Here is a 21207-nt window from a genome sequence, read left to right as displayed (position 1 = left end):
GATTTTAATCGGTCGGCTTGGCGATATCGCCGCCTCTCTCTGCGAGTTGTTGCAGGATTTGCGATCGCGACCCCTTCGCGCCAACGCACCTGATTTAGTCGAACGCCATATCGCGGCTTTGGAACTGATGGAGGCCAGGAGACTGTGCGGCGACGGCGGCCCGTTCGGCCGACAGCTCGTCACCGGCCTGACAAAACGCGCCAGGCCTGCTGCGCTGGTAGAGCCCCAACTGTTACGGGCCATTCCAGCGCTTTACCCGCAAAAACAGAAATCCGGGGCGCGATTGACAAGCCAGGAGGCGCTTGTTATGCCCGCCCCTTTCGCGGATCCAACATTTCGCGTTAACCCACAAAGCGCATTAAATCTTGGAGACAGAGGAGCCCAGCATGGCCGCGACTGTCACGCCGGCATTGATGAACACTTACGCCCGTTCGGAACTCGCTTTCGAGCGCGGCGAGGGTGCCTATCTCATCACGGCGGATGGCCGACGATATCTGGATTTCGCCAGCGGCATTGCTGTCACCGCACTCGGCCATTGTCACCCTCATCTGGTGAAGACCCTGGCGGAGCAGGCCGGCAAGCTGTGGCATGTTTCCAATCTCTACCGCATTCCCGACCAGGAACGCTTGGCCGACCGGCTGGTGGCGAACAGCTTCGCCGACCAGGTCTTCTTCGGCAATTCCGGCGCTGAAGCGGTGGAATGCGGCTTGAAGCTGATCCGCAAATGGCAGGACGATTTCGGCGATCCGAAGCGTTATCGCGTGATCGGCTGCGAGGGCTCGTTTCATGGCCGCACTCTTGCCACCTTGGCGGCGGCCGGGAACGAGAAATATCTCAAGGGCTATGCCCCCGATGTCGACGGCTTCGACCAGGTCCCCTTCGGCAATCTGAACGAGCTGCGGCAGAAGATCGGCCCGGAAACGGCCGGCATCCTGGTGGAGCCGGTGCAGGGCGAAGGCGGCATGCGGGCCGGTTCCGTTGAGTATCTGCGCGGCCTCCGCCAGGTCTGCGACGAATACGGCCTGCTGCTGATGTTCGACGAGGTGCAGGCCGGTATGGGCCGGACCGGCAAGTTGTTCGCCCATGAATGGGCCGGCATCACGCCGGATATCGTCGCCACCGCCAAAGGCATCGGCGCCGGCTTCCCGATGGGCGCCTGCCTCGCCACCAACCGCGTCGCTGCGGCTTTCGGCCCCGGTAATCACGGCACCACCTTCGGCGGCAATCCGCTCGCCATGGCGGTCGGCAATGCCGTGCTCGACGTCATGCTGGCGCCGGGCTTCATGGAGCATGTGGTGGCGATGGGCGATCGGCTCGCCGGCAAGCTGGATGATCTCATCCAGCGCCATCCGGCGGTTTATGCCGAGCGACGAGGCAAGGACCTGATCCAGGGGCTGAAATGCCACCTGCCCAATACCGATCTGGTGGAGAAGCTACGGGGCGCCGGTCTGCTGACCGTGGGCGCCGGCGATAATGTCATTCGCCTTTTGCCGCCGCTGATCATCAGCGAAACCGAAATCGATCTGGCGGCGCGCCTTCTAGGCGATGTCGCCGCCGAAGCAAAGGCTGCCTGACGATGACCGCATCCGCGAAGACTGGAACACCGCAGCACTTCCTCGATCTAGACGTCCTGCCAGCCAGCGAGCTGCGCAGCATGCTGGACACGTCGCTCGCCCTGAAAAAAACCGGCAAGCTGAAGGGCCAGGCCAAGCCGCTGGCGGGCAAGACGCTGGCGATGATCTTCGAGAAGCCCTCGACCCGCACGCGCGTCTCCTTCGAGATGGGGATGAAGCGGCTGGGCGGCGAGGTCGTCATCATGGAACGGGAAAGCTCGCAGCTCGGCCGCGGCGAGACCGTGGCCGATACCGCCCGCGTGCTGTCGCGCTATGTCGATTGCATCATGGTGCGCACGACCAAGGAAACGAAGCTGCTGGAACTGGCGCAATACGCCACCGTGCCAGTGATCAACGGCCTGACCGACCGCACCCATCCCTGCCAGTTGATGGCCGATGTCATGACCTTTGAGGAACATCGCGGGCCGATCAAAGGCAAGCGCATCGCCTGGTCCGGCGACGGCAACAATATGGCCACATCCTGGATCCACGCCGCCGTGCGGTTCGATTTCGAGCTGAATATCGCCTGCCCGGAATCGCTGACGCCGCCGCAGGACGTGTTGGACTGGGCCAAGCGCGAAGGCGGCAAGGTGATGGTCTGCACCGATCCTGACGCCGCCGTGCGTGGCGCCGATTGCGTCGTCACCGATACCTGGGTCTCGATGGGCGACGAGGATACCAGCAACCGCCATAATCTCCTCAAAGCCTTCCAGGTGGATGACCGGTTGATGTCCGTGGCTCAGCCCGATGCCATCTTCATGCATTGCTTGCCTGCCCATCGCGGCGAGGAAGTCACCGCCTCGGTGATCGACGGCCCGCAATCGGTGGTCTGGGATGAAGCCGAAAACCGTTTGCATGCGCAGCAGGGCATCCTGCTGTGGTGCCTAGGTGCAATCTAAGCGGCGTGCTCTGAGCAACGGGACCAACCATGCGCACCGGCCTTACCACGCAAAACGACGCTGATGTCATCCAGCCCTTCCAGATCGAAGGGCTGGAGGTGCGCGGCCGTCTGGTACGTCTCAGCGAGGTGGCGGATGAGATCCTCAGCCGCCACGCTTATCCCGAACCGGTCGCCCGGCTGCTCGCCGAGATGATGGCCTTGACGGCGGTTCTGGCGGCCGCCCTCAAATATGACGGCATCTTCACCTTGCAGGCCAAGGGCGACGGTCCGGTCCGCCTCATGGTGGTCGATCTCACCAGCAAGGGAGCCATGCGCGGCTATGCCCAGTTCGACGCCGAGGCGGTTGCCGGCCTGTCGCCGGAACAGCCTTTGCTGCCGCATCTTCTAGGCGCCGGCTATCTCGCCTTCACCGTCGACCAGGGCGATTACACCGATCGCTATCAGGGCATCGTCGAACTGACCGGCAGCTCTCTGGCGGATTCGGTGCATCACTACTTCCGCCAGTCCGAACAATTACAGGCCGGCTTCAAACTGGCGGCCGGCAAGGTCGACGGCAAATGGCGTGCGGGCGCCTTGATGCTGCAGCGTCTGCCGGTCGAAGGTGCCGGCGAAATCGCCGCCGATCTTGCGGAAGATGCCTGGCGACGCGTCGTCGCCATGATGGCAAGCTGTACTGACACTGAGCTGATCGATCTCGATCTCCTGGTCGATCGACTGCTCTATAGCCTGTTCCATGAAGACGGCGTCCGTGTTTTCGAACGCCAGGGCGTGGAAGCAAAATGCCGTTGCTCGCGTGACCGTGTCGATAATGTCTTGCGGGCCATGCCGGCGGATGACCTGGCGGATATGTGGGTGGACGGCGCCATCACCGTCACCTGCGAGTTCTGCAACACGACCTATCGTTTCCAGCCCGAAGATCTGGCGCCCAAAGAAGCGACATCAACCAAAGACGAGACGCGGAAAGACTAAGGATATCTCGTCACGGGATTGACCCGCGGGATTGCGGCGGCAACAATAGCGCCTCATCAGCGTAGCTTCCCCTCAGCGAGTCCTCCGCGTCATGCAGCTTTCGATTACGACACCTCGTCCCCTTCTCGCTCGCCTTCTGTGTCTTGTCCGTTTGGTGTCGCTGCCGCTGCTCGCTGCTGCTTGCAGCAGCCCGCCCCCCGCGCCGCAGTTACCCCCGCTGACCTATAATGCACTGCCGCCGATCCGCCTCGACGTCGCCCAGGTGCAGATCGATCAATCCTATCAAGCGCCGGGGACAGCACCTCATATCGATCACCTGTTTCCGCAGATTCCCGCCCAGGTCGCCGCGCAATGGGCCCGCGACCGACTGCAGGCCGCCGGCCAGAGCGGGCAAGCGGTCTATACCGTCACCGATGCCTCGGCCACCGATACGGTGCTGCCGCGACCGCAGAGCTTCTCGGCGATGCTTACCGACGAGCAAAGCAATCGCTACGATCTCAATATCGCCGTGCGTTTGCAGGTGACAAGCGGCGACGGCACCCGTCATGGCGCGGTGCAGGTCAGCGCCAACCGCAGCCAGACCGTTTCGGAAAAGACCACACCGGAGCAGCGGGAGGTCGTCTGGTATCAACTGACCCAGCAGACCATGAACGATCTCAATGTGAAGCTGGAAAGAGACATCGGCGCCCATCTCGCGGGCTTCCTGCAGTAAGGAACAGGAAACGATCATGCATCTCAGCGATGGCGATCGCAGCATGTTGCAAGGCGAGCAAGGGGAAGCCGCTCGCTTCGCCATGCAGATTGTCACCGCCTTTGCCGAAGCCGTGGGCGCCGGTACGCTGCTGGATATCAGCCGGGCTCATATCGATGGCTGTCTCTATCATGGCGAGGTCAGCCTGGATTTCGTTGAACGCCTGGTCGCCAACGGCGGCCGCGTGCGCGTGCCGACCACGCTGAATGTCGGTTCGCTGGATCTCATCCATCCCGACCTCGTCCATCTGCCGGCCGAAGAGCAACAGCCGGCAGAACGGCTTATGCGAGCGCATGAAGCTTTGGGCTGTCAGCCCAGTTTCACCTGCGCCCCCTATCAGACATTGTTCCGCCCGGCATTCGGCGAACAGATCGCCTGGGGCGAATCCAATGCCATCGTCTTCGCCAATTCGGTGATCGGTGCGCGCACCAATCGCTATGGCGATTTCGTTGATCTCTGCTGTGCTGTAACCGGCCGCGCCCCGGCCTGGGGTCTGCATCTCGACTCGGGGCGGCGTGGCCAGGTCCTGTTTCGCCTGAGCGGCTTTCCTGCTTCGCAGGCGCCGACCGACAGTCTCTTCATCGCGATCGGCCTGATCGTCGGCCAGCGCAGCGGCGAGCGTATACCGGTGATCCAGGGATTGCCGACCCCGCGCGACGAGGACCAATTGAAAGCTTTGGGCGCGGCGGCGGCCTCGACCGGCTCGGTCGCCCTGTTCCATGCCGTCGGCATTACGCCCGAAGCAGCCACCCTCGCCGATGCCTTTGTCGGCGGCGCGCCGGCCGAGACCATCGTGGTGACGCCAGCCGATGTGGCGGAAGCTTTGGCAGAGCTTTCATCGGCGCCGGCGGGACACCCGCTCACGGCTGTCTGTCTCGGCACGCCGCATTTCTCCCGAGCCGAATGGGACCGCCTGCTGGTCCTGCTGCGGCAAGCCCGGCCCACCAGGCCGGTACCGATCTATGTCAATACCGGCCGGAGCGTGCTTCAGCAGCTGGAAGAGAAAGGCGCCTTCCGCAATCTTACGGGTTGGCGCCTGATACCGGTCGCCGATACCTGCACCTATCTTACCGCTGTCCTGGAGAAGCTGGATGGTGTGGTGATGACCAATTCCGGCAAATGGGCGCATTACGCGCCGGGGAACATTGGTGTCCGGGTCGCCTTCGGGGAATTGGAGGATTGCGTCGCCTCGGCCGCGGCCGGCCGGGTGGTACGAGGTGTCGCATGAAGCGGCCGGCGAAGGTCTATTTTGCCGGCGAGGCCGAAGCGGCAATGATAGTGCTTTCGGTGCCGTTGAGCTTCTGGGGCGGAATCGATGCCGCCACCGGCAAGATCATCGATCATTCCCATCCCGATCTGGGCAGATTCATCGCCGGCTCCATTCTCGTCATGCCGAGCGGGCGCGGCTCGTCCTCCTCCTCATCGGTATTGGCCGAAACCATCCGGCGCGGTACCGGACCGCGCGGTATCGTTCTTGCCCATCCGGACCCGATCCTCACTGTCGGCGCCATCGTTGCTCAGGCGCTTTACGATCTGCGCTGCCCGATCGTGACCTGCCCGATCGGTGGCTTGCACAGTGGCGATATCCTTCGGATTTCCGCGCTGGCGCCGGAGGGCGCCGAGATCTCTCTCATCAATAGTGCGAGCTGAAACTTGCGTTATTGAGCCGGGGTCGCGCCGAAATTCTTCAGATAGGTCGAGAGAAGCTGGGTCTGCGATGAAATGCCGAGCTTGCGATAGACGTTGCGCCGATGGACCTTGACCGTGCCGGTCGAAATATCGAGCTTGAGGCCGATCGATTCCGAAGAATGGCCCTGCAACACCAGATCGACGATCTCGGCTTCCCGGTTCGTCAGCTTCAGCTCCCGCCAAGGTGCATCGGCGGTGGTGGAATGCGGCTCTGCTTGGCCCCGCTGCTTCCGGCGCTTCCCCTGGGATAGCATTTGCTTGTCGAAGCGTTGCCCCAGATCCGCCCAATAATGACGGACCATGCTGGCGACCAGCGGTTCCAGCTTCTTCAGCAGGTTGAAGTCCTGAGAAGAAAAGGCCCCGGTCTTTTTCCGCCGCATCAGGGAGATGACGACGGCAATATCGTCATTGAGGGCGATGAAGAAGCCGACTTCCTCGGCGAGACCGGTCTGCACGTAATAGGTCCGGTGGTATTCGCTGGAAAAGAAGCGGTCCGGTGCAAGTTCACGCATGCGATATACCCCCAGACGGCGCTGCCGGGCGGTGTGGTAAAAGGGATCGAGCAGGAAAGGCCCTGCCTGATAGAGCGTCACGAATACCACATGCTCATCCGGGCTGAAGGTATTGTAGAGGTCGATCGGCCGTTCCTTGCCGCGATAGGCAAAGACCACGATATGGTCGGGACTGACCAGCGACGACACGGTCCGGCGCAAGATCTCACCGAATTCCCGATCCGTCATTTCCGCACGGCCGATCGTCGCCGTGACCGCGCCGAACAGCATTTCCAGATCGATGCTCATAAGCTCCCCGACGTCCCCTACCCTTATTTTGCCGGCATTTTTCGATTGGTCCGCGCGGCCTATCCTGTGCGGTTTTCAGGCACCCGGCATACACCCTGGAAATAGGTAACCGTGCGGACCTACCCCTTTCGGGGTATATACCATGCCGGAAGCCACGACTTAACCTTTCACCAAAGACGGTGGCAATAAGGCAGCACAGACTGCCGACATGCATCAACCGCGGGGAATAGACGTGGCATCCGCTTCAACCAACGACATCGAGTTCCGCTCGGTCACGAAGAACTATGGCCCGGTGACCGCCGTGAAGGACATCAACCTCAACGTGCCGAAAGGCGCGTTTCTGGCGCTGCTCGGCCCCTCCGGCTGCGGCAAGACGACCTGCCTGCGGATGATCGGCGGATTCGAACAGCCAAGCGAGGGCACCGTCCTGATTGACGGCCGGGAGATGAACGGCGTGCCGGCCTATCGCCGGCCGGTGAATATGGTGTTCCAGCATTACGCTTTGTTCCCCCATTTCAACGTGGAACAGAACGTCGCCTATGGGCTGAAACAGATGCGGCCCAGGATCGCCGCCGCCGATATCGACCGCCGGGTCGCCGAAGCGCTGGAAATGGTGCGGCTTGGCGGCTTCGCCAAGCGCCGCATTCATGAAATGTCCGGGGGCCAGCAACAGCGCGTGGCCCTGGCGCGGGCCCTCGTCAACCGGCCCTCGGTGCTGCTGCTGGACGAACCGCTCGCGGCCCTCGACAAGAAATTGCGCTCCGCCATGCAGATCGAGCTGCAGACGCTCCAGCGCGATCTCGGCATAACCTTCGTTCTCGTCACCCACGACCAGGAAGAAGCGCTCTCGATGGCCGACATCGTCTGCGTGATGAGTGCCGGACGGATCCGCCAGCTGGGCGCGCCGCAGGAAGTATATGATCATCCGGCCGATCTCTTCGTGGCGGATTTTGTCGGCAAGACCAACTGCATCGAAGCGAAGATGGAAGCCGATGGCGCGACACTCAGGCTGGCCGACGGCTCGGCGATTCCTGCGGTCAAGCGTGTTGCCACGGATGAGGCAATTGTCGCCATCCGCCCCGAAGCAATCCGCCTGAGCCGCGAGCGGACCGCGCATGGCGCCTCGTTCCAGGGCGTCGTCACTCATCGCATCTTCCTCGGCTCCTCGGCGGAATATGCCGTGAACGTCCCCGGCCTCGGCGATTTTCTCGTCACCGCCGATCGCAGCACCATGAATGACAACGATCTGGTCGCGCCGGGCGAAGCGGTCTTCCTCGGCTTCGATCCGGCCGCCGTCCATGTTTTTCCAGCATCGACCGCATAACCAGAACAGGGGAACAGCATCATGTCGAAGGATTACAAGGACAATCTGCCGATTTCCGTGCAAGGCTTCATGGATCAGTATATGCGCCTCAAGCGCGGCTCCGTGACCCGCCGGCATTTTCTCGGCATTACCGGCCTCGGACTGGCGACCGCCGTCATGTCCCGTTTCCCCGGCGCCCTTTCCACGCCGGCCTATGCCGAGGATCTCGGCAGCCAGATGTCAATCGCGACCTGGCCGAACTATCACGATCCCAACACGTTCGAAAATTTCAAAAAGGCGACCGGCGTCGCCGTTGAAGTCAACGTCTTCGGTTCGAATGAGGAAATGCTGGCCAAGCTCCAGGCCGGCGGTTCAGGCTGGTCTTTGTTTGTGCCGACGAACTACACCATCTCGACCTATCACAAGCTTGGCCTGATCGATGAACTCGATCTTTCCAAGGTGCCCAATTTCAGCCAGAAGACGGAAAATCCCCGCTTCACCAAAGAAGGCCAGATCGATGGCAAGAGCTATGCGGTGCCGAAGAACTGGGGCACCACCGGCTTTGCCACCAACACCTCTAAGCTGAAGGCCAAATTGAGCAGCTGGAAGGATTTCTTCGAAATCCTCCAGACCGAGGCCGATGGCCGCGGCATGGTGCATGACTATCAATTGACCACAATCGGCAGTGCCCTGGTCTCGCTGGGCTACGGTTTCAATTCGATCAAGCCGGAAGAGCTGGCAAAGGCCGAAGAGCTGCTGATCAAGGTCAAGCCGCATCTCTTCGCCATCAACTCGGACTACCAGCCGGCGATGCGGGCGACCGATGCCTGGCTGACCATGTGCTGGACCAATGATGGTGCCCAGCTCAACCGCGACATGCCGGAAATCAGCTATACGCTCGGCAAGGACGGTGGCGAGATCTGGACCGATTACTACGCGACCCCCAAGGATGCGCCGAACAAGGCGGCCGGCTATGCGCTGCTGAACTTCCTGATGGATCCGAACAATGCGGTGAAGGAGCATCTGGCCAATGGCGCACCTACCACGGATAGCCGGGTCATCGCCTTGCTGCCGCAGGAAATCACCACGAACAAGATCGTCTATCCGGAGGAAGCCTCACTGACGCCGCTGGAATTCGGTGCTGCCGTGACCTTGACCGATCCGGGCCGCGCGGAATTGATGGCCCGGTTCAAATCGGCCTGATCGCGTGATGGATAATGGTTCCGGCCGCCAATTGCCGGCCGGAACCATTGTTACTCGATTGGCGATAAAATGGCTTAAAGACGATTTCAGCACATGACGCTTACCGCTCAAGTCAAGAAACGCCTCGTCACCGCCGCGCTGGTCGCGCCGGCGAGCCTATGGCTGTTCGTGTTTCTGGTCCTGCCCTTTATCGCCATCATCGTTTTTGCCTTCGGTGAGCGCGGCCCCGTGGGCGGCTATCAGCCGGCCTTCACCTTTGCGCAATTCGCCAATCTGGGTTCCCGCGCGGCAGCTTTCATCAATACACTTGTCCTGGCACCGATCGGTGCTGCCGCCTGCCTGCTGGTTGCCTATCCGGTCGCCTATTACCTCGCGATCAAGTCCAGCCCGCAGCGCCGGTTGCTGCTGGTGTCACTGGTCATCGTTCCCTTCTGGACCAGCCTGCTGGTGCGCACCTATGCCTGGATGTATATCCTCGGGGCGCGCGGCATTCCCCATCTTCTGGAATTCGTCGGCTTCGACAATGTGCGGCTGCTGAACACGCCCGGCGCGGTGCTGCTCGGCATCATCTATGGCTATCTGCCGCTGATGATCATGCCGATCTATGTCAGCCTGGAGAAACTCGACCGCCGCCTGCTTGAAGCCTCGGCCGATCTTGGCGCCCATCCGGTCTCGACTTTTTTCGGGGTCACCCTGCCGCTATCACTGCCCGGCGTGATGACGGGCGTTGCGCTGGTCACCATCCTGCTGCTCGGCGAATACCTGATCCCGCAATTGCTCGGCGGTGGCAAGGTCTTCTTCATCGGCAATGCCCTCGTTGATCTTTTCCTGCAATCCCGCAACTGGCCCTTCGGCTCGGCGATCGCCGTGACGCTGGTCGCCGTGGTGGTGGTGGTCCTGCTCGTCGCCATGCGGATTGCTTGGCGGATCGCCGGCACGCGCCAGGTGGATCTCGTTTGATGCGTGCCCTCGTCACCTTCGTTTACATATTCCTCTACACGCCGATCGCGCTGGTGGTCCTGTTTTCCTTCAATGCCGGCCGCAATGCGAGCGAGTTTATCGGCTTCTCGACGCAGTGGTATGGCAAGGCGCTGTCGAACACCTTCCTCATGGAAGCGCTGCAGAACAGCCTGATCGTGGCCTTCACCAGCGCCGCCTTGGCCGCGGTCTTCGGGACCATGGCGGCGATCGGCATGGAACGGCTTGGGGCCCGGACGCGTGCCGTCTTCGACGGGCTTTTCGCCGCCGCGATCGTCGTTCCCGGCGTCGTCATCGGCATCGCCACCCTGGTGGCGCTGGTCGAGGTCTTCGGCTTTATCAATCCGGCACTAGCGGCAATCTGGCCCGGCGATCAGCCGCCGCGCCTCTCGCTTGGCTATGGCTCGATCATTGCCGCGCATGGGCTTTTCACCATGGCGCTGGTAACGATGATCGTGAAGGCGCGCATCGCCAGCCTCGGCCGGGACATCGTCGAGGCATCGAGCGATCTCTATGCCGCACCGCTGACCACCTTCCGGCAGATCGTGCTGCCGCAGATCATGCCCTCGGTCCTGGCCGGCTTCCTGCTCGCCTTCACCTTCTCCTTCGACGACTTCATCATCGCTTTCTTCGTCGCCGGATCGAACACCACCCTGCCGATCTATGTCTTCGCCTCGATTCGCCGGGGCGTGACGCCGGAAATAAATGCCATCGCCACCATGGTGCTGGCGGTATCGCTCGCTTTGATCCTGATCGCGCGCTTCTTGATGCGCGAGAGGAAGACCTCGACAAACTGAGTTGGAAAACGCCATGATCCTCGCGGACCGCGTCGCAATCGTCACGGGAGCTGGCTCCGGCATCGGCCGCGCCGGCGCACTCATCATGGCGCAGGAAGGGGCCCATCTCGTCATCGCCGACCGCAACCGGGACGGAGCCGACGAGACGGTGGGGCAGATCAAGGCGGCGGGCGGGAGTGCCGAGAGCCTGGTGCTGGACGTGACAGATGACCGGGCGATGGAAGCCGGCATCACCACCATTGGCGAGAAATACGGCCGGATCGATATCCTGCACAATCACGCCGGCGCGCAAGTCGCAGGCGATCTCGAACACGTCGCGGTGGAGGGCTTTGACCGCTCGTGGAGCTTGAATGTCCGTTCGCATTTCATGGCGGCCCGTCTGGTCATGCCGATCATGCGCCGCGCCAGGAAAGGCGTCATCCTCAATACCTCATCATCGTCCGGCGTGCTCTATGACCGCGAGATGATCGCCTATACCACCACCAAGCATGCCGTCATCGCCATGACGCGGCAGATGGCCGGGGACTATGCCAAATTCGGCATCCGCGTGAATGCGCTTTGTCCAGGCTGGGTGGACACGCCCTTCAATGATCCCTTCATCGCCCAGATGGGCGGCCGCAGCGCAATCGAAGCCTATGTGGCCGAGAAAGTACCGCTGGGCCGTTGGGCCGAGGTATCGGAGATCGCGGAACCCATCCTGTTCCTGGTCTCAGACCGGTCCTCCTACATGACCGGCCAGATCCTGGTCGTCGATGGCGGCGAAACCATCGTCTAAGGCTTTGCATCTCCCTTAGTGGCTGCGCACCCAGTCGATCAGCTTGCGCAGGAAGGTTTCGCCGGCCACCAGCTCGCTCTTCAGGATGAATTCATCGGGCTTATGCGCCTGGGTGATGGAGCCGGGACCGCAGACGATTGCCGATAGCCCGGCCTGCTGGAACTGGCCGGCTTCGGTCGCGAAGGCCATGCCATGGGTCTCGTTGGCGCCGGTCAACATCTTCAACAGCGCTTCGGCAGCGCTGTCCTTTTCTTCGATCAGCGGCGGCACGCCGAGATCCGGCACGATCTCGATATTTGTCTCCGGCGCCACGGTCCGCATGCGGGGCAGAAGATCGCTGTCGATGAATTTGCGGATTGGATCGAGGGCGAGGTCCACCGATGCTCCCGGCACCGGGCGGAAATCCCATTCCAGCCGGCATTCGCGGGCGATGATATTGACCGCCGTGCCGCCCTGGATATTGCCGAGATTGAGCGTGCAATAAGGCGGGTCGAAACTATGGTCATGCGGCCCGTTTACGCGCAGATCTTCGGCGATGCGGATCAATTCGCCGGCGATCTCGGCGGCTGCGGCGATGGCATTGACGCCGCGATGGGTTTGGCTGGAATGGCCGTCCTTGCCCGTCACCCGCATCTCGTAGCAATAGCAACCCTTGTGGCGCGTGCCGAGGCGCATCTCCGTCGGTTCGCCGATGATGGCGAGGCGCGGCTGCGGCAATTGCTTGCCGATTTCTTCGATCAGAAGCGGTGCGCCGAGGCAACCCAGTTCCTCGTCATAGGAAAAGGCGAAATGTATCGGTGTGGTCAGCGGCTTCGCCCGCATTTCCGGCACCAGCGCCAGACAGAGGGCGATGAAGCCTTTCATGTCGCAAGTGCCGCGGCCGAAATACCGATCACCACCATCGCGGAGAGTGAAGGGATCGGCCGACCACGGCTGTCCCTCCACCGGCACGACATCGGTATGGCCGGAGAGCACGATACCACCCGGCTTGTCGGGACCGATGGTCGCCCAGAGATTGGCTTTCGGTTGGCCATCCGGTGCCGCCATGATGCGGACGCGGACCCCATGCTCGGCGAGATAGTCCCGGATATAATGGATGAGACCGAGATTGCTGCGGGACGAAACGGTATCGAAGGCGATCAGTTTCCCCAGCATCTCTGCGACGGCGGTCATTCTATCTTCTCCATTCCTGCGCTGTCAGCCGCGCCAGAAGGTCGGGCTGAACAAGACCAATACTGTGAGCAATTCCAGGCGACCAAGCAACATCGCACAAGCGAGCAACCATTTCGCACCGTCGGGCAAGGTCGAAAAATTGCCGGACGGCCCGATAATCGGCCCCAGGCCGTGACCGATATTGCCCAGCGCCTGGGCCACCGAGGTGAAGGCCGTGATGAGATCGACATTGAAAGCCGATACGGCGATGCCAAGCACCGCGAAAGCCAGCAGATAGAAGGCGACGAAGCCGATCACCGAGCGCATGATCTCGTCGGTCAGCCGCCGGCCGTTATAAGTCGGCAGCAGCACCCGATGCGGATGAACCAATGATCGCAACTGCCATTTGGCAAAAGCGCCCAGCACGCAGAGACGGAAGACCTTGATCGCCCCGGCAGTCGATCCCGTGCAGCCACCAAGTAAGAACAGGATCAGCACCGCGGCGACCGGCAGCGTACCCCAGGATGAATAATCCTCAGCAACATAGCCGGAGGTCGAGCCGATCGACACCACCGCGAAAGCCGAGGAACGCAAGGCGCCGAGGATGTCCCGGCCATTCGCGACGATCTGCCAAAGCGCGATGACCGAGGTGAAGCCAAGGAGATAGAGGCAATACCAATGGGTCTGGCTGTCGCGCAGCAAGGGCCGGAATTTCCGGTGCCACATGGCCTGCGCCATCAACGTGAAGGTCGTGCCGCCGAGGAACATGAAGACAATGCTGACCCATTCGATCGCCGGATTGTGGAAATAGGCAATCGAGCTGTCCTTGGTGCTGAACCCGCCGGTCGCCAGCATGCCCATGGCGTGACAGACGGCATCGAAAAGCGGCATGCCGGCAAAAGCGAGCAGAATGGCGCAAAGCAGCGTCAGCAGCGAGTAAACGCTGAGAATCTCCATGGTGACTTCGGCGGCACGCGGCCGGATCTTGTCGGATTTGTCGGAGGATTCCGCGCGGAAGAGCTGCATGCCGCCGACCCGCAGTTCGGGCAGGATCATGACACTGATGACGATGATGCCGACGCCGCCGATCCAATGCAGCAGTGAGCGCCAGAGCAGCACGCCGTTGCTTTCGTGATCGAGCCCCACCATGATCGTGGCGCCGGTCGTCGTCAGCCCCGACATCGCCTCGAAGAATGCATCGGTATAGCTCAACCTGGCATCGATCAGGGTCAGCGGCAGGGCCGAAAAAGCACAAAAGATGACCCAGGTCAGAACGGTCAGCAGAAAGCCTTCACGCAGGCCGAAGCGGCGCTGCTGCGAGGTCCGAAAGGCGAGGAACATGGTGCCGCCGATCGCGGCGGTCGCCAGGGCTGCGGCGCCGAAAGCGCGCCAATTCTGCTCATGAACCTGGTCGCCCGACAGGTAGGGCATCACACCGTCGATCAGCAGCGGCACCAGCATGATTACCGCCAGGACCATCAGCAATTTGCCGATGCTGAAGCAGCACCAGCGCAGATCCGGCCAACTGATCACCGATGGCATGACCTCTCCCCCTGTGTCATGTCCCGTGGATTAGCGGCACGTCTCCGGCCGGATCACGAGCTGGATCCAATGGTTGAGGCTGGGAGCCCGATAATGGCCAGGAATTCGCGACGCGTCGACGGATCGGTGCGGAAGGCGCCCAGCATGCGGCTGGTCACCATGGAGGTGCCCGGTTTATGCACGCCGCGCGTGGTCATGCATTGATGGCTGGCATCGATCACCACCGCGACGCCGCGGGGCTGCAGCACGTCATTCAGCGTGTTGGCGATCTGCGCCGTCATCTTTTCCTGGATCTGCAGGCGTTTGGCATAGACGTCGAGCAGGCGCGCCAGCTTGCTGATGCCGACCACGCGATGGCGCGGCAGATAGGCGATATGAGCACGGCCGATGATCGGCGCCATATGGTGCTCGCAATGGCTTTCGAAGCGAATATCGCGCAGCACGATCATCTCGTCATAGCCGTCCGTCTCCTCGAAGGTGCGCTTCAGGATATCGACGGGATCAATCGAATAGCCTTTGAAGAATTCCCGGTAAGCCCGGGCCACGCGATCCGGCGTGCCGCGCAAGCCCTCGCGGTCCGGATCGTCACCCGCCCAACGGATCAGCGTGCGGATCGCTTCTTCGGCGTCGGCCTGGGTTACTTTGATGCCGCCCCTCCTCGTCAGCGCGCCCGGCCTGGCAACCGTCAGGCTGGTGCCTGTTGTTTTAGCTGTCGACGAGGTGGTTTTCGGCGCCGCTTTGCTGCGTTGCGCCTGCCGGATTGTCGCCGGCCGTTTGGTCTTATCCGTCACGCTGTAATCCTTTCTGCCGTCACCCGGTCACTATAAGGGTCAATACCGGCGGCGACTCGAACATGGCGCTGGCACCGCTGAATGCTGAGGATCGGGCATTGCAAGGCGGCAACGAGAATGTCAGTTGAGCTTGATCGGCTGATGCGGGCTGTCGAGCGAGAAAGCCGGTACATCGACCTCGAACCGCTCGCCGGCTGGCGTCTCCATCTGATAGGAGCCGACCATGATGCCGGACGGTGTTTGCAATGGCGTGCCGCTGGTATATTCATAGCTTTCGCCGGGTTTGAGGATCGGCTGCTCGCCGACCACGCCGGCGCCGCGCACTTCCTGGACCCGGCCGAGCGAATCGGTAATGCGCCAATAGCGGTTGCGCAGCTGTACGGTTTCAGGGCCGCCATTCTCGATCCGCACATGATACTTCCAGACATAATGGGATTCGTCCGGTGCCGACTGATCGTCCAAATAAGTCGGCAGAACAGTGATCGTGATCGACCGGGTTGTCTGGGTGTACATATGCGATGAAACCTTGCGTCCTGTCGCGGTCCGCCGTCGCTGACGTCCTTGCGCGCCGACGAGCCTGAAATCCTTAGTCCCGATACTCCGGGGACGGACTCTTTTCAACCGCTTCCTAGCGATCACTGGTTCATTTGCCCGGAAACGGTCCCAATTCGTCGATTTTAACGACTTTCCACAAACGCGCCAAGTAATGGAGCCGCCCGCTCCGGAAGGACCGCACCACAGGCTGCAGAAAAGAAAACGGCGCCGGATTGCTCCGGCGCCGTTCCGAGGCGATTTCTAACCGAGGGCTTACTGAATGATGATTTCAGCGCGGCGGTTAGCCTGTTCGCGAACGCCGTCGGCGGTCGGAACAGCATTCTCGGTTTCACCCTTCCAAGCGGTGGTGATCGCTTCGGCCGGGACGCCGGCAGCAATCAACGCAGCGCGGACCGAGTCAGCGCGACGCTCGGAGAGCTTATAGTTGTAGTCTTCGGGACCGGCGCGGTCGGTATGACCGGTGACCGAGATCGCCGTCGCCTTGTTGTTGTTGTAATCGGCAACAACCTGATCAAGCACCGACTTCGCGGCCGGGTTGATGTTGTACTTGTCGAAGTCGAACAGTACCAGATAAGTCGCCGGCGCAGCCGCAACCGGGGCCGCCGGCTTGGCTTCGAGTTCGGTCAACGCTGCCATCAGCTCGTCGCGGCAGGTTGAAATATGATCGTGCTGGAAGTTTTCTTCCTGCTGTTCGAGCCAGCAATCGAAACGGCTCTGCGCGCGGGCCGCAACTTCCGGCTTCGCATCGCGGGCGCCGCCATCCAGCGCCGTGATCAAACGAGCGCGGACGTCGTTGATTTCCGGCAGCGTATCGGCCGGCAGATCGCGCTCAGCGGGATCCTGCGGCGTGACCAATTCGCCCCGAGCCGAAGCGAGGCCGCGGCGGGCATACCAACCGGCATCACGCCAGTCATACATCTCGTCGGCTTCGAACGCCGAGAGATCGCGATATTCCTTGGTCAGGGCTTGGGTGAAGGGCGTGCCACCGCTGGGCTCGGTGGTGCGGATTTTCTGAATGTCGGTGCTGCAGGCGGCCAGCAGGGCCATGGCACCAACAACCCCCAGCAGATTGAGTATTTTCATTTTGCTCCTCGCTCTTTTGTCCCTCGCTGGTTGAGGGCCGGCGGGTATTCCGGCCTCGGACCAACGATTGTCCAATTTCATAAAACCGGAACTAGCGATTGTTCATCCCCGGTGATGTCAGCGCTGATTGCCGACTTCCTGCGAACTATAGGTAAAAGCTCACTTAATGTCAAAAGGCAGCGGCCGCACGGAAGTGACGATATCAGGCGGTCTTTTGCCTCTTAACGACAGAGGCCGAAGTGCCCTCGGGAAGCCGCCGGCCGGGCTTGTGAGACGCCATCGCGACCGTTCGGCCGCGCCGCAGGCCCGGTCTGGCGGATCCCCAGGGATAACCCAAAAGTTGCGCAAGCGAAGCCGCCTGCTGCGTTGATAAACGCCTGATCCGGCTGAAAAACAACTGGCCCGCGCGGCGGCAATTACTGACCGGGAAAGTTGTCTGACGGAGGCTTCCGCGGCGCTCCGAAACCAGCCCGCTCACCCCTCTGCTCCAAGCGGCAAAGACCCGGAGCAAGCCGCCGGACAGCTCAGCAGTTCAGAATGGTGGGTCGGCTTATCGCGAACATGTGATCGGTTCTTTTCAAGCCGCCACCCATTCCGAGGCCTCATTACGCCCACCTTGAACCGGTAAAGACGATCTCTTATAAAGAGCGCGCAAGAAGCCGGCCTGGATTCCGCCAGGAAGACTGGGGTTCGGCTAGGCGGGTGTAGCTCAATGGTAGAGCAGAAGCTTCCCAAGCTTACGACGAGGGTTCGATTCCCTTCACCCGCTCCAACGAAAAGCCCAGTTTTCCGCGCATTTTAAGCGATTCTTGAGATGTCGCGGCTATTGGCGTTGGTGTCCTTGCCGCCGACCCACTGCTGACAGCGTTCCTGCCTCTCTCGAGCCGGAAAACGCTGCCGACGACAAGGCGAGCCACAGTTGCACCGCGGCGTCGACTAATCGGCTTCCTTCGCACTCGCTTTATCCAATGTTGCAGTTTAAGCCTCAGCGCCTCTTGGCTGGACGGACGTCTTGCCGATGGGGCGCGTCGCCTTCTTGGGAGCACCTAGCAAGGCCGGAAGAAAGATCAACGCCGTCACCAGCGTCCAGATCAGCGAAATGACCAGCACCTTGCCCATGCTTGCGGTACCGGGGTGATGTGACAGCCAGAGGCTACCGAAAGCAGTTGATGTTGTCAGGGCGCTAAACAGAATGGCCCTTGCCAGACTGGACTGCAGCATATTGCGCGCGCCTGCGCGCCAAGCCATGACGAAGTAGATGTTGAAGGCAACGCCAATCCCGAACAGCAGCGGCAAGGCGATGATGTTCGCAAAATTGATCGGCTGGCCGATGACGACACAGGTCCCGAGCGTCAAAAGACCCGCAAGGAACAACGGTGCCAGGGTCAGCAGAACATCGACGATGTTGCGCAGGACGAAGACGAGCAGGATGGTGATGGACAAGGTGGCCCATAAGGCGGCCTGCCGAAAGGCGTTGACAATCGTCCTGCTGGATTCCTGAATGGAAATGGGCGTTCCTGTCGCCTCTGGAGCAACCGCGCGGACCGCGGCCGTAAACCGCCGTAGCGTATCGTTGTCATTGCTATCGCCCTTCGGAAACACCTGCACCCTGGCTCGACCATCGGATGCTACCCAATCAGCGACCAAATCTCTGGGAAGGGATGACAATGTCACCGGTTCGGCTTCAAGTGCCTGGCGAAGTTGATTGAGCAGGACGTTGAGCCCGGGAACCAACGCGTCCGAAGCATGGATCCGCAGCCCAGGTGTACCCGTCGCCACTTGATCCAGTTGATCGGCAACGTGCCGGGCGAGGCTCGATGATTTTGCCGCCGGCCGACGTGAGTCAGAGCCGCTAGCAGCCCGACGCAAGGCCTTCGCCGTTTCGGCCATCGCGTCGATGTTTTCGGGATCGCTCGGCGGCGGACGTATGTCCGCAGGAGTAAGGGTGAAGCCAAGCAGCATGGCCGTGTCGCTGATTGACGCTAGTTTAGCCGCCTGTTCTTCCGGAACGAAGCTTTCCAGCGTGACTGCCTGCGCAACTTCGGGCAATTGTGACAATCGCGCCCCCATGGCTGCCGCCGCTTTGAGCGAAGGGGCAAGAACATCGATCGTGTTGGGGGTGGTGTTTGGATCGCGCATGAGATCCAGCAATGTCGCAACCGATTCGACCTTCGGACTTTTGAGGTTGATTGGATTGAAATCGAAACGGAGCCAGGGGAGGAGCCCAAGCGCTGTGAGACCAAGCAATCCGAAGAAAACAAGCACCAACCGGCGCTGCGTCAGCAGCAGGCGATCGGCAGGTTTTAAGAAGCGATAGCCAACCTCGGAACGCTCGGCTGATGGCCGGGTCAGACGCAAAAGCGCGGGTAATAAGGTGACGTTCAGAGCAAAGGCGATGATCATGCCCGTTCCGGCGATCAAGCCCAGATCGGAGACGCCGCGATAATTCGTAGGCAAGAAGGCGAAAAAGCCCGCAGCGATTGATACCGCGGCGAGAGCCAATTGCCTTCCGACGCCGGTTCCTGCCGCCTTCAAAGCGGCCGGCAAGTGGTCGTTCCGTCGCCGCTCTTCGCGATAGCGCACACAGTATTGGATGCCGAAATCGACACCCAGGCCAACGAATAGGACGGCGAAAGCGACGGAGATCAAATTGAAGGGGCCGATGACGGCGAGCCCGAAGGCTGCCGTCAAAAGCAGCCCGACCATCAAGGTTAACATAATCGACACGATCATCCGGATCGAACGCAAGCCGAACCATAACAGGATAATGACAGCAGCAAGGGTCACGCTGCCGGTAACCGCAGCGCCATCTGCCAAGGTCGAGAATTCTTCATCGGCTAATGGAACGGAGCCGGTCAGACGAATGGTCACTCCGTGCGGCGGGTCGAGCTTCAGCTCGCTTGCCGCTCGTCGGATTGCATCGCTGGCCTCGCCACCCGGAGCCAGGGCGGTGTAATCCAAGACAGGCTGAACGAGAATGAAGCGTCTTAATTCGCGTGGATCGGGCGACTGGTTCGTGATCAATTGGCGCCACGAAAGCGGTCTCGGTGTTCCGGCAAGAACGCCCTCCAGGGTATTGGAGAGGGCAATCAGTGGCGGGGCCAAGTCGTCAAGTTTTGCCTCGCCTTCTTCGACCCCAAGAAGAGCAAGGGAAAGCGACTTCATGAGACCGCGTAAGCTAGGGTCTGCCGCAAGTGAGCCAAGCAGCGGTTGTGCGGCCACGAGTTGACCGGTTGTTCTGGTCACCTCCTCCTTTGACAGGAACAGCAGGCCGTTCCGATTGAAGAATGACCCGCCGTCCGGGCGGCGGACGGTTTTGAACAGCTTGTCCTTTGCCAATAGGCGCGCCGTCAGCGCTGCTGTTGCACTTTCGGCCAATTCAGGAGTCGTCCCATCGACAACGACAACGATCTGGTCCTGGCCTTGCGGAAAGGCGCGATCGAAGGCGGCATCGCGTTGCCGCCACGGCAGCTTGTCCGAGATAAGCTTGGCGCTATCCGTATCGATTGAAAAATGCGTGGCTACGTAATTAAAGGCGCCCGCCGTCAACAATCCGGCCACCAGAACCACTATCCAAGCGCGCGTCGTGCAGAACTCGATCACCGCAGCGATCAAGCGATCGCCGCGTGGCGATCCTGCTGCGCCGCCGAAATCACTCTTTTTCTCCACTATTGTCCCCTTAACGCGTGACCGCGATCTTATTCGTCAACCTGATTGAGGAGATCGATATTTCCCCGCGAGTTATGCGACCGATAGCTGTAAATGGCTAACAACAATGATGTTGCGGGAGGCTTGATGCTTATCGAACATCTTGCTTCTGCATCGGGACGCTCACAAACTAAACTAATTGAATGCCGAGCGTGCCGAGGTTTTCTTAGCGCCAAATCTTTTTGCGTCACATGGATTTTGCGCTGATCCCGCATGCCAATCCAGCAGATAAACCGATTCAACCCATCGGCCTCATGGCAGTCTTCCAACTCCGCGGCGTTCGGAACGATCCTCTCTCGAATTGAATGATTATTCCTTCTGCAATTGCAACGACCATAGCGCGACTCTCTGCCAGTATCCTTGCAGGTCGTCATAAGCTGATCCAGCTCCACTGATGCAATCTGCGCGGCTCGTAGGATTATCTGCAGGATTTCTAATGCACGTGATGCGGAGAGCCTCCGCAATCATTTCAGTGTTGCCTCCGTGAGAAGCTGGCGGACGTGAATTGACGTGGATGATGCCGCGACGCAATGTTCTAGAAAGGTCGTGGGTGATTATATTCTAGTTCCTCCGTGGCCTCAGCACCGGGGCCAGGGA

Annotated in this window: 18 protein-coding genes and 1 tRNA gene; 12 read left to right on the top strand and 7 right to left on the bottom strand. The window is 60.9% G+C overall.

The genetic code is table 11. The features are described 5' to 3' along the window. The first annotated feature begins 386 nt into the window (after nt 1–386). From SMD27_RS05195 to SMD27_RS05170, 6 genes are all read left to right on the top strand, one after another. Nucleotides 387–1574 (top strand): aspartate aminotransferase family protein, encoded by a 1188-nt coding sequence (locus tag SMD27_RS05195; RefSeq protein ID WP_320507254.1) that lies wholly within the window; start codon nt 387–389, stop codon nt 1572–1574. A gap of 2 nt (nt 1575–1576) precedes the next feature. Beyond that, entirely contained in the window at nt 1577–2512 is a 936-nt protein-coding gene (gene argF / locus SMD27_RS05190; protein ID WP_320507253.1) for an ornithine carbamoyltransferase, read from the top strand. Nucleotides 2513–2541: 29 nt separating this feature from the next. Continuing rightward, nucleotides 2542–3483 carry an Hsp33 family molecular chaperone HslO gene (gene hslO / locus SMD27_RS05185; protein ID WP_320507252.1) on the top strand — a complete coding sequence of 314 codons (942 nt, stop codon included), beginning with the start codon at nt 2542–2544 and terminating at the stop codon, nt 3481–3483. Nucleotides 3484–3574: 91 nt separating this feature from the next. Then, nucleotides 3575–4195: a hypothetical protein gene (locus tag SMD27_RS05180; RefSeq protein WP_320507251.1), complete on the top strand. Its 621-nt coding sequence runs from the start codon at nt 3575–3577 to the stop codon at nt 4193–4195. Nucleotides 4196–4211: 16 nt separating this feature from the next. Further along, entirely contained in the window at nt 4212–5462 is a 1251-nt protein-coding gene (locus tag SMD27_RS05175; protein WP_320507250.1) for an aconitase X catalytic domain-containing protein, read from the top strand. Continuing rightward, nucleotides 5459–5884 (top strand): aconitase X swivel domain-containing protein, encoded by a 426-nt coding sequence (locus tag SMD27_RS05170; RefSeq protein WP_320507249.1) that lies wholly within the window; start codon nt 5459–5461, stop codon nt 5882–5884. The genes SMD27_RS05175 and SMD27_RS05170 overlap by 4 nt, the downstream gene beginning before the upstream one ends. 8 nt (nt 5885–5892) lie before the next feature. Here the strand turns inward: SMD27_RS05170 and SMD27_RS05165 are convergent, their stop codons facing one another. Continuing rightward, on the bottom strand, nt 5893–6723 hold the full coding sequence (locus SMD27_RS05165; protein WP_320507248.1) for a helix-turn-helix transcriptional regulator: 831 nt from the start codon (nt 6721–6723) through the stop codon (nt 5893–5895). A 232-nt stretch (nt 6724–6955) separates the two neighbouring features. On the opposite strand from SMD27_RS05165, the gene SMD27_RS05160 reads away from it, so the two are divergent. The 5 genes from SMD27_RS05160 (at nt 6956) to SMD27_RS05140 (ending at nt 11779) form a co-directional block, all read left to right on the top strand. Continuing rightward, nucleotides 6956–8047 (top strand): ABC transporter ATP-binding protein, encoded by a 1092-nt coding sequence (locus SMD27_RS05160; RefSeq protein ID WP_320507247.1) that lies wholly within the window; start codon nt 6956–6958, stop codon nt 8045–8047. 21 nt (nt 8048–8068) lie between these two features. Further along, on the top strand, nt 8069–9229 hold the full coding sequence (locus SMD27_RS05155) for a polyamine ABC transporter substrate-binding protein (protein ID WP_320507246.1): 1161 nt from the start codon (nt 8069–8071) through the stop codon (nt 9227–9229). A 93-nt stretch (nt 9230–9322) separates the two neighbouring features. Continuing rightward, complete coding sequence (locus SMD27_RS05150) at nt 9323–10189, top strand: ABC transporter permease (protein WP_320507245.1); 867 nt, start codon at nt 9323–9325, stop codon at nt 10187–10189. Continuing rightward, nucleotides 10189–11004, top strand: coding sequence for an ABC transporter permease (locus SMD27_RS05145; protein WP_320507244.1), 816 nt, complete (start codon nt 10189–10191; stop codon nt 11002–11004). The genes SMD27_RS05150 and SMD27_RS05145 overlap by 1 nt, the downstream gene beginning before the upstream one ends. A gap of 13 nt (nt 11005–11017) precedes the next feature. Next, a complete protein-coding gene (locus SMD27_RS05140) occupies nt 11018–11779 on the top strand; it encodes an SDR family NAD(P)-dependent oxidoreductase (RefSeq protein WP_320507243.1) in 762 nt (253 codons plus the stop codon). Nucleotides 11780–11794: 15 nt separating this feature from the next. Here the strand turns inward: SMD27_RS05140 and argE are convergent, their stop codons facing one another. The 5 genes from argE to SMD27_RS05115 form a co-directional block, all read right to left on the bottom strand. Beyond that, nucleotides 11795–12952 carry an acetylornithine deacetylase gene (argE, locus tag SMD27_RS05135; RefSeq protein WP_320507242.1) on the bottom strand — a complete coding sequence of 386 codons (1158 nt, stop codon included), beginning with the start codon at nt 12950–12952 and terminating at the stop codon, nt 11795–11797. Nucleotides 12953–12976: 24 nt separating this feature from the next. Further along, nucleotides 12977–14473, bottom strand: coding sequence for a TrkH family potassium uptake protein (locus SMD27_RS05130; RefSeq protein WP_320507241.1), 1497 nt, complete (start codon nt 14471–14473; stop codon nt 12977–12979). 53 nt (nt 14474–14526) lie between these two features. Next, nucleotides 14527–15138, bottom strand: coding sequence for a GTP cyclohydrolase I FolE (gene folE, locus SMD27_RS05125; protein WP_379991215.1), 612 nt, complete (start codon nt 15136–15138; stop codon nt 14527–14529). Between the two features lie 246 nt (nt 15139–15384). Then, a complete protein-coding gene (gene apaG, locus SMD27_RS05120) occupies nt 15385–15777 on the bottom strand; it encodes a Co2+/Mg2+ efflux protein ApaG (RefSeq protein ID WP_320507240.1) in 393 nt (130 codons plus the stop codon). A 294-nt stretch (nt 15778–16071) separates the two neighbouring features. Further along, complete coding sequence (locus tag SMD27_RS05115) at nt 16072–16902, bottom strand: OmpA family protein (RefSeq protein ID WP_320507239.1); 831 nt, start codon at nt 16900–16902, stop codon at nt 16072–16074. A gap of 698 nt (nt 16903–17600) precedes the next feature. Here SMD27_RS05115 and SMD27_RS05110 point away from each other — a divergent pair. Beyond that, nucleotides 17601–17674 (top strand) — tRNA-Gly (locus SMD27_RS05110). A 206-nt stretch (nt 17675–17880) separates the two neighbouring features. On the opposite strand, the gene hpnN is transcribed toward SMD27_RS05110, so the two are convergent. Next, complete coding sequence (hpnN, locus tag SMD27_RS05105; protein WP_320507238.1) at nt 17881–20571, bottom strand: hopanoid transporter HpnN; 2691 nt, start codon at nt 20569–20571, stop codon at nt 17881–17883. Nucleotides 20572–21207: the final 636 nt, after the last annotated feature.

Source organism: Dongia soli (genome assembly GCF_034044715.1).
GTDB lineage: Bacteria > Pseudomonadota > Alphaproteobacteria > Dongiales > Dongiaceae > Dongia_B > Dongia_B soli.
This window is presented reverse-complemented; position numbering and strand designations above follow the sequence as displayed.

Excerpts from the sequence above, each read along its gene's own strand:
- SMD27_RS05195 (WP_320507254.1), top strand. The coding sequence starts at position 387 with ATGGCCGCGACTGTCACGCCGGCATTGATGAACACTTACGCCCGTTCG.
- argF (WP_320507253.1), top strand. The coding sequence starts at position 1,577 with ATGACCGCATCCGCGAAGACTGGAACACCGCAGCACTTCCTCGATCTA.
- hslO (WP_320507252.1), top strand. The coding sequence starts at position 2,542 with ATGCGCACCGGCCTTACCACGCAAAACGACGCTGATGTCATCCAGCCC.
- SMD27_RS05180 (WP_320507251.1), top strand. The coding sequence starts at position 3,575 with ATGCAGCTTTCGATTACGACACCTCGTCCCCTTCTCGCTCGCCTTCTG.
- SMD27_RS05175 (WP_320507250.1), top strand. The coding sequence starts at position 4,212 with ATGCATCTCAGCGATGGCGATCGCAGCATGTTGCAAGGCGAGCAAGGG.
- SMD27_RS05170 (WP_320507249.1), top strand. The coding sequence starts at position 5,459 with ATGAAGCGGCCGGCGAAGGTCTATTTTGCCGGCGAGGCCGAAGCGGCA.
- SMD27_RS05165 (WP_320507248.1), bottom strand. The coding sequence starts at position 6,723 with ATGAGCATCGATCTGGAAATGCTGTTCGGCGCGGTCACGGCGACGATC.
- SMD27_RS05155 (WP_320507246.1), top strand. The coding sequence starts at position 8,069 with ATGTCGAAGGATTACAAGGACAATCTGCCGATTTCCGTGCAAGGCTTC.
- SMD27_RS05150 (WP_320507245.1), top strand. The coding sequence starts at position 9,323 with ATGACGCTTACCGCTCAAGTCAAGAAACGCCTCGTCACCGCCGCGCTG.
- SMD27_RS05145 (WP_320507244.1), top strand. The coding sequence starts at position 10,189 with ATGCGTGCCCTCGTCACCTTCGTTTACATATTCCTCTACACGCCGATC.
- SMD27_RS05140 (WP_320507243.1), top strand. The coding sequence starts at position 11,018 with ATGATCCTCGCGGACCGCGTCGCAATCGTCACGGGAGCTGGCTCCGGC.
- argE (WP_320507242.1), bottom strand. The coding sequence starts at position 12,952 with ATGACCGCCGTCGCAGAGATGCTGGGGAAACTGATCGCCTTCGATACC.
- SMD27_RS05130 (WP_320507241.1), bottom strand. The coding sequence starts at position 14,473 with ATGCCATCGGTGATCAGTTGGCCGGATCTGCGCTGGTGCTGCTTCAGC.
- apaG (WP_320507240.1), bottom strand. The coding sequence starts at position 15,777 with ATGTACACCCAGACAACCCGGTCGATCACGATCACTGTTCTGCCGACT.
- SMD27_RS05115 (WP_320507239.1), bottom strand. The coding sequence starts at position 16,902 with ATGAAAATACTCAATCTGCTGGGGGTTGTTGGTGCCATGGCCCTGCTG.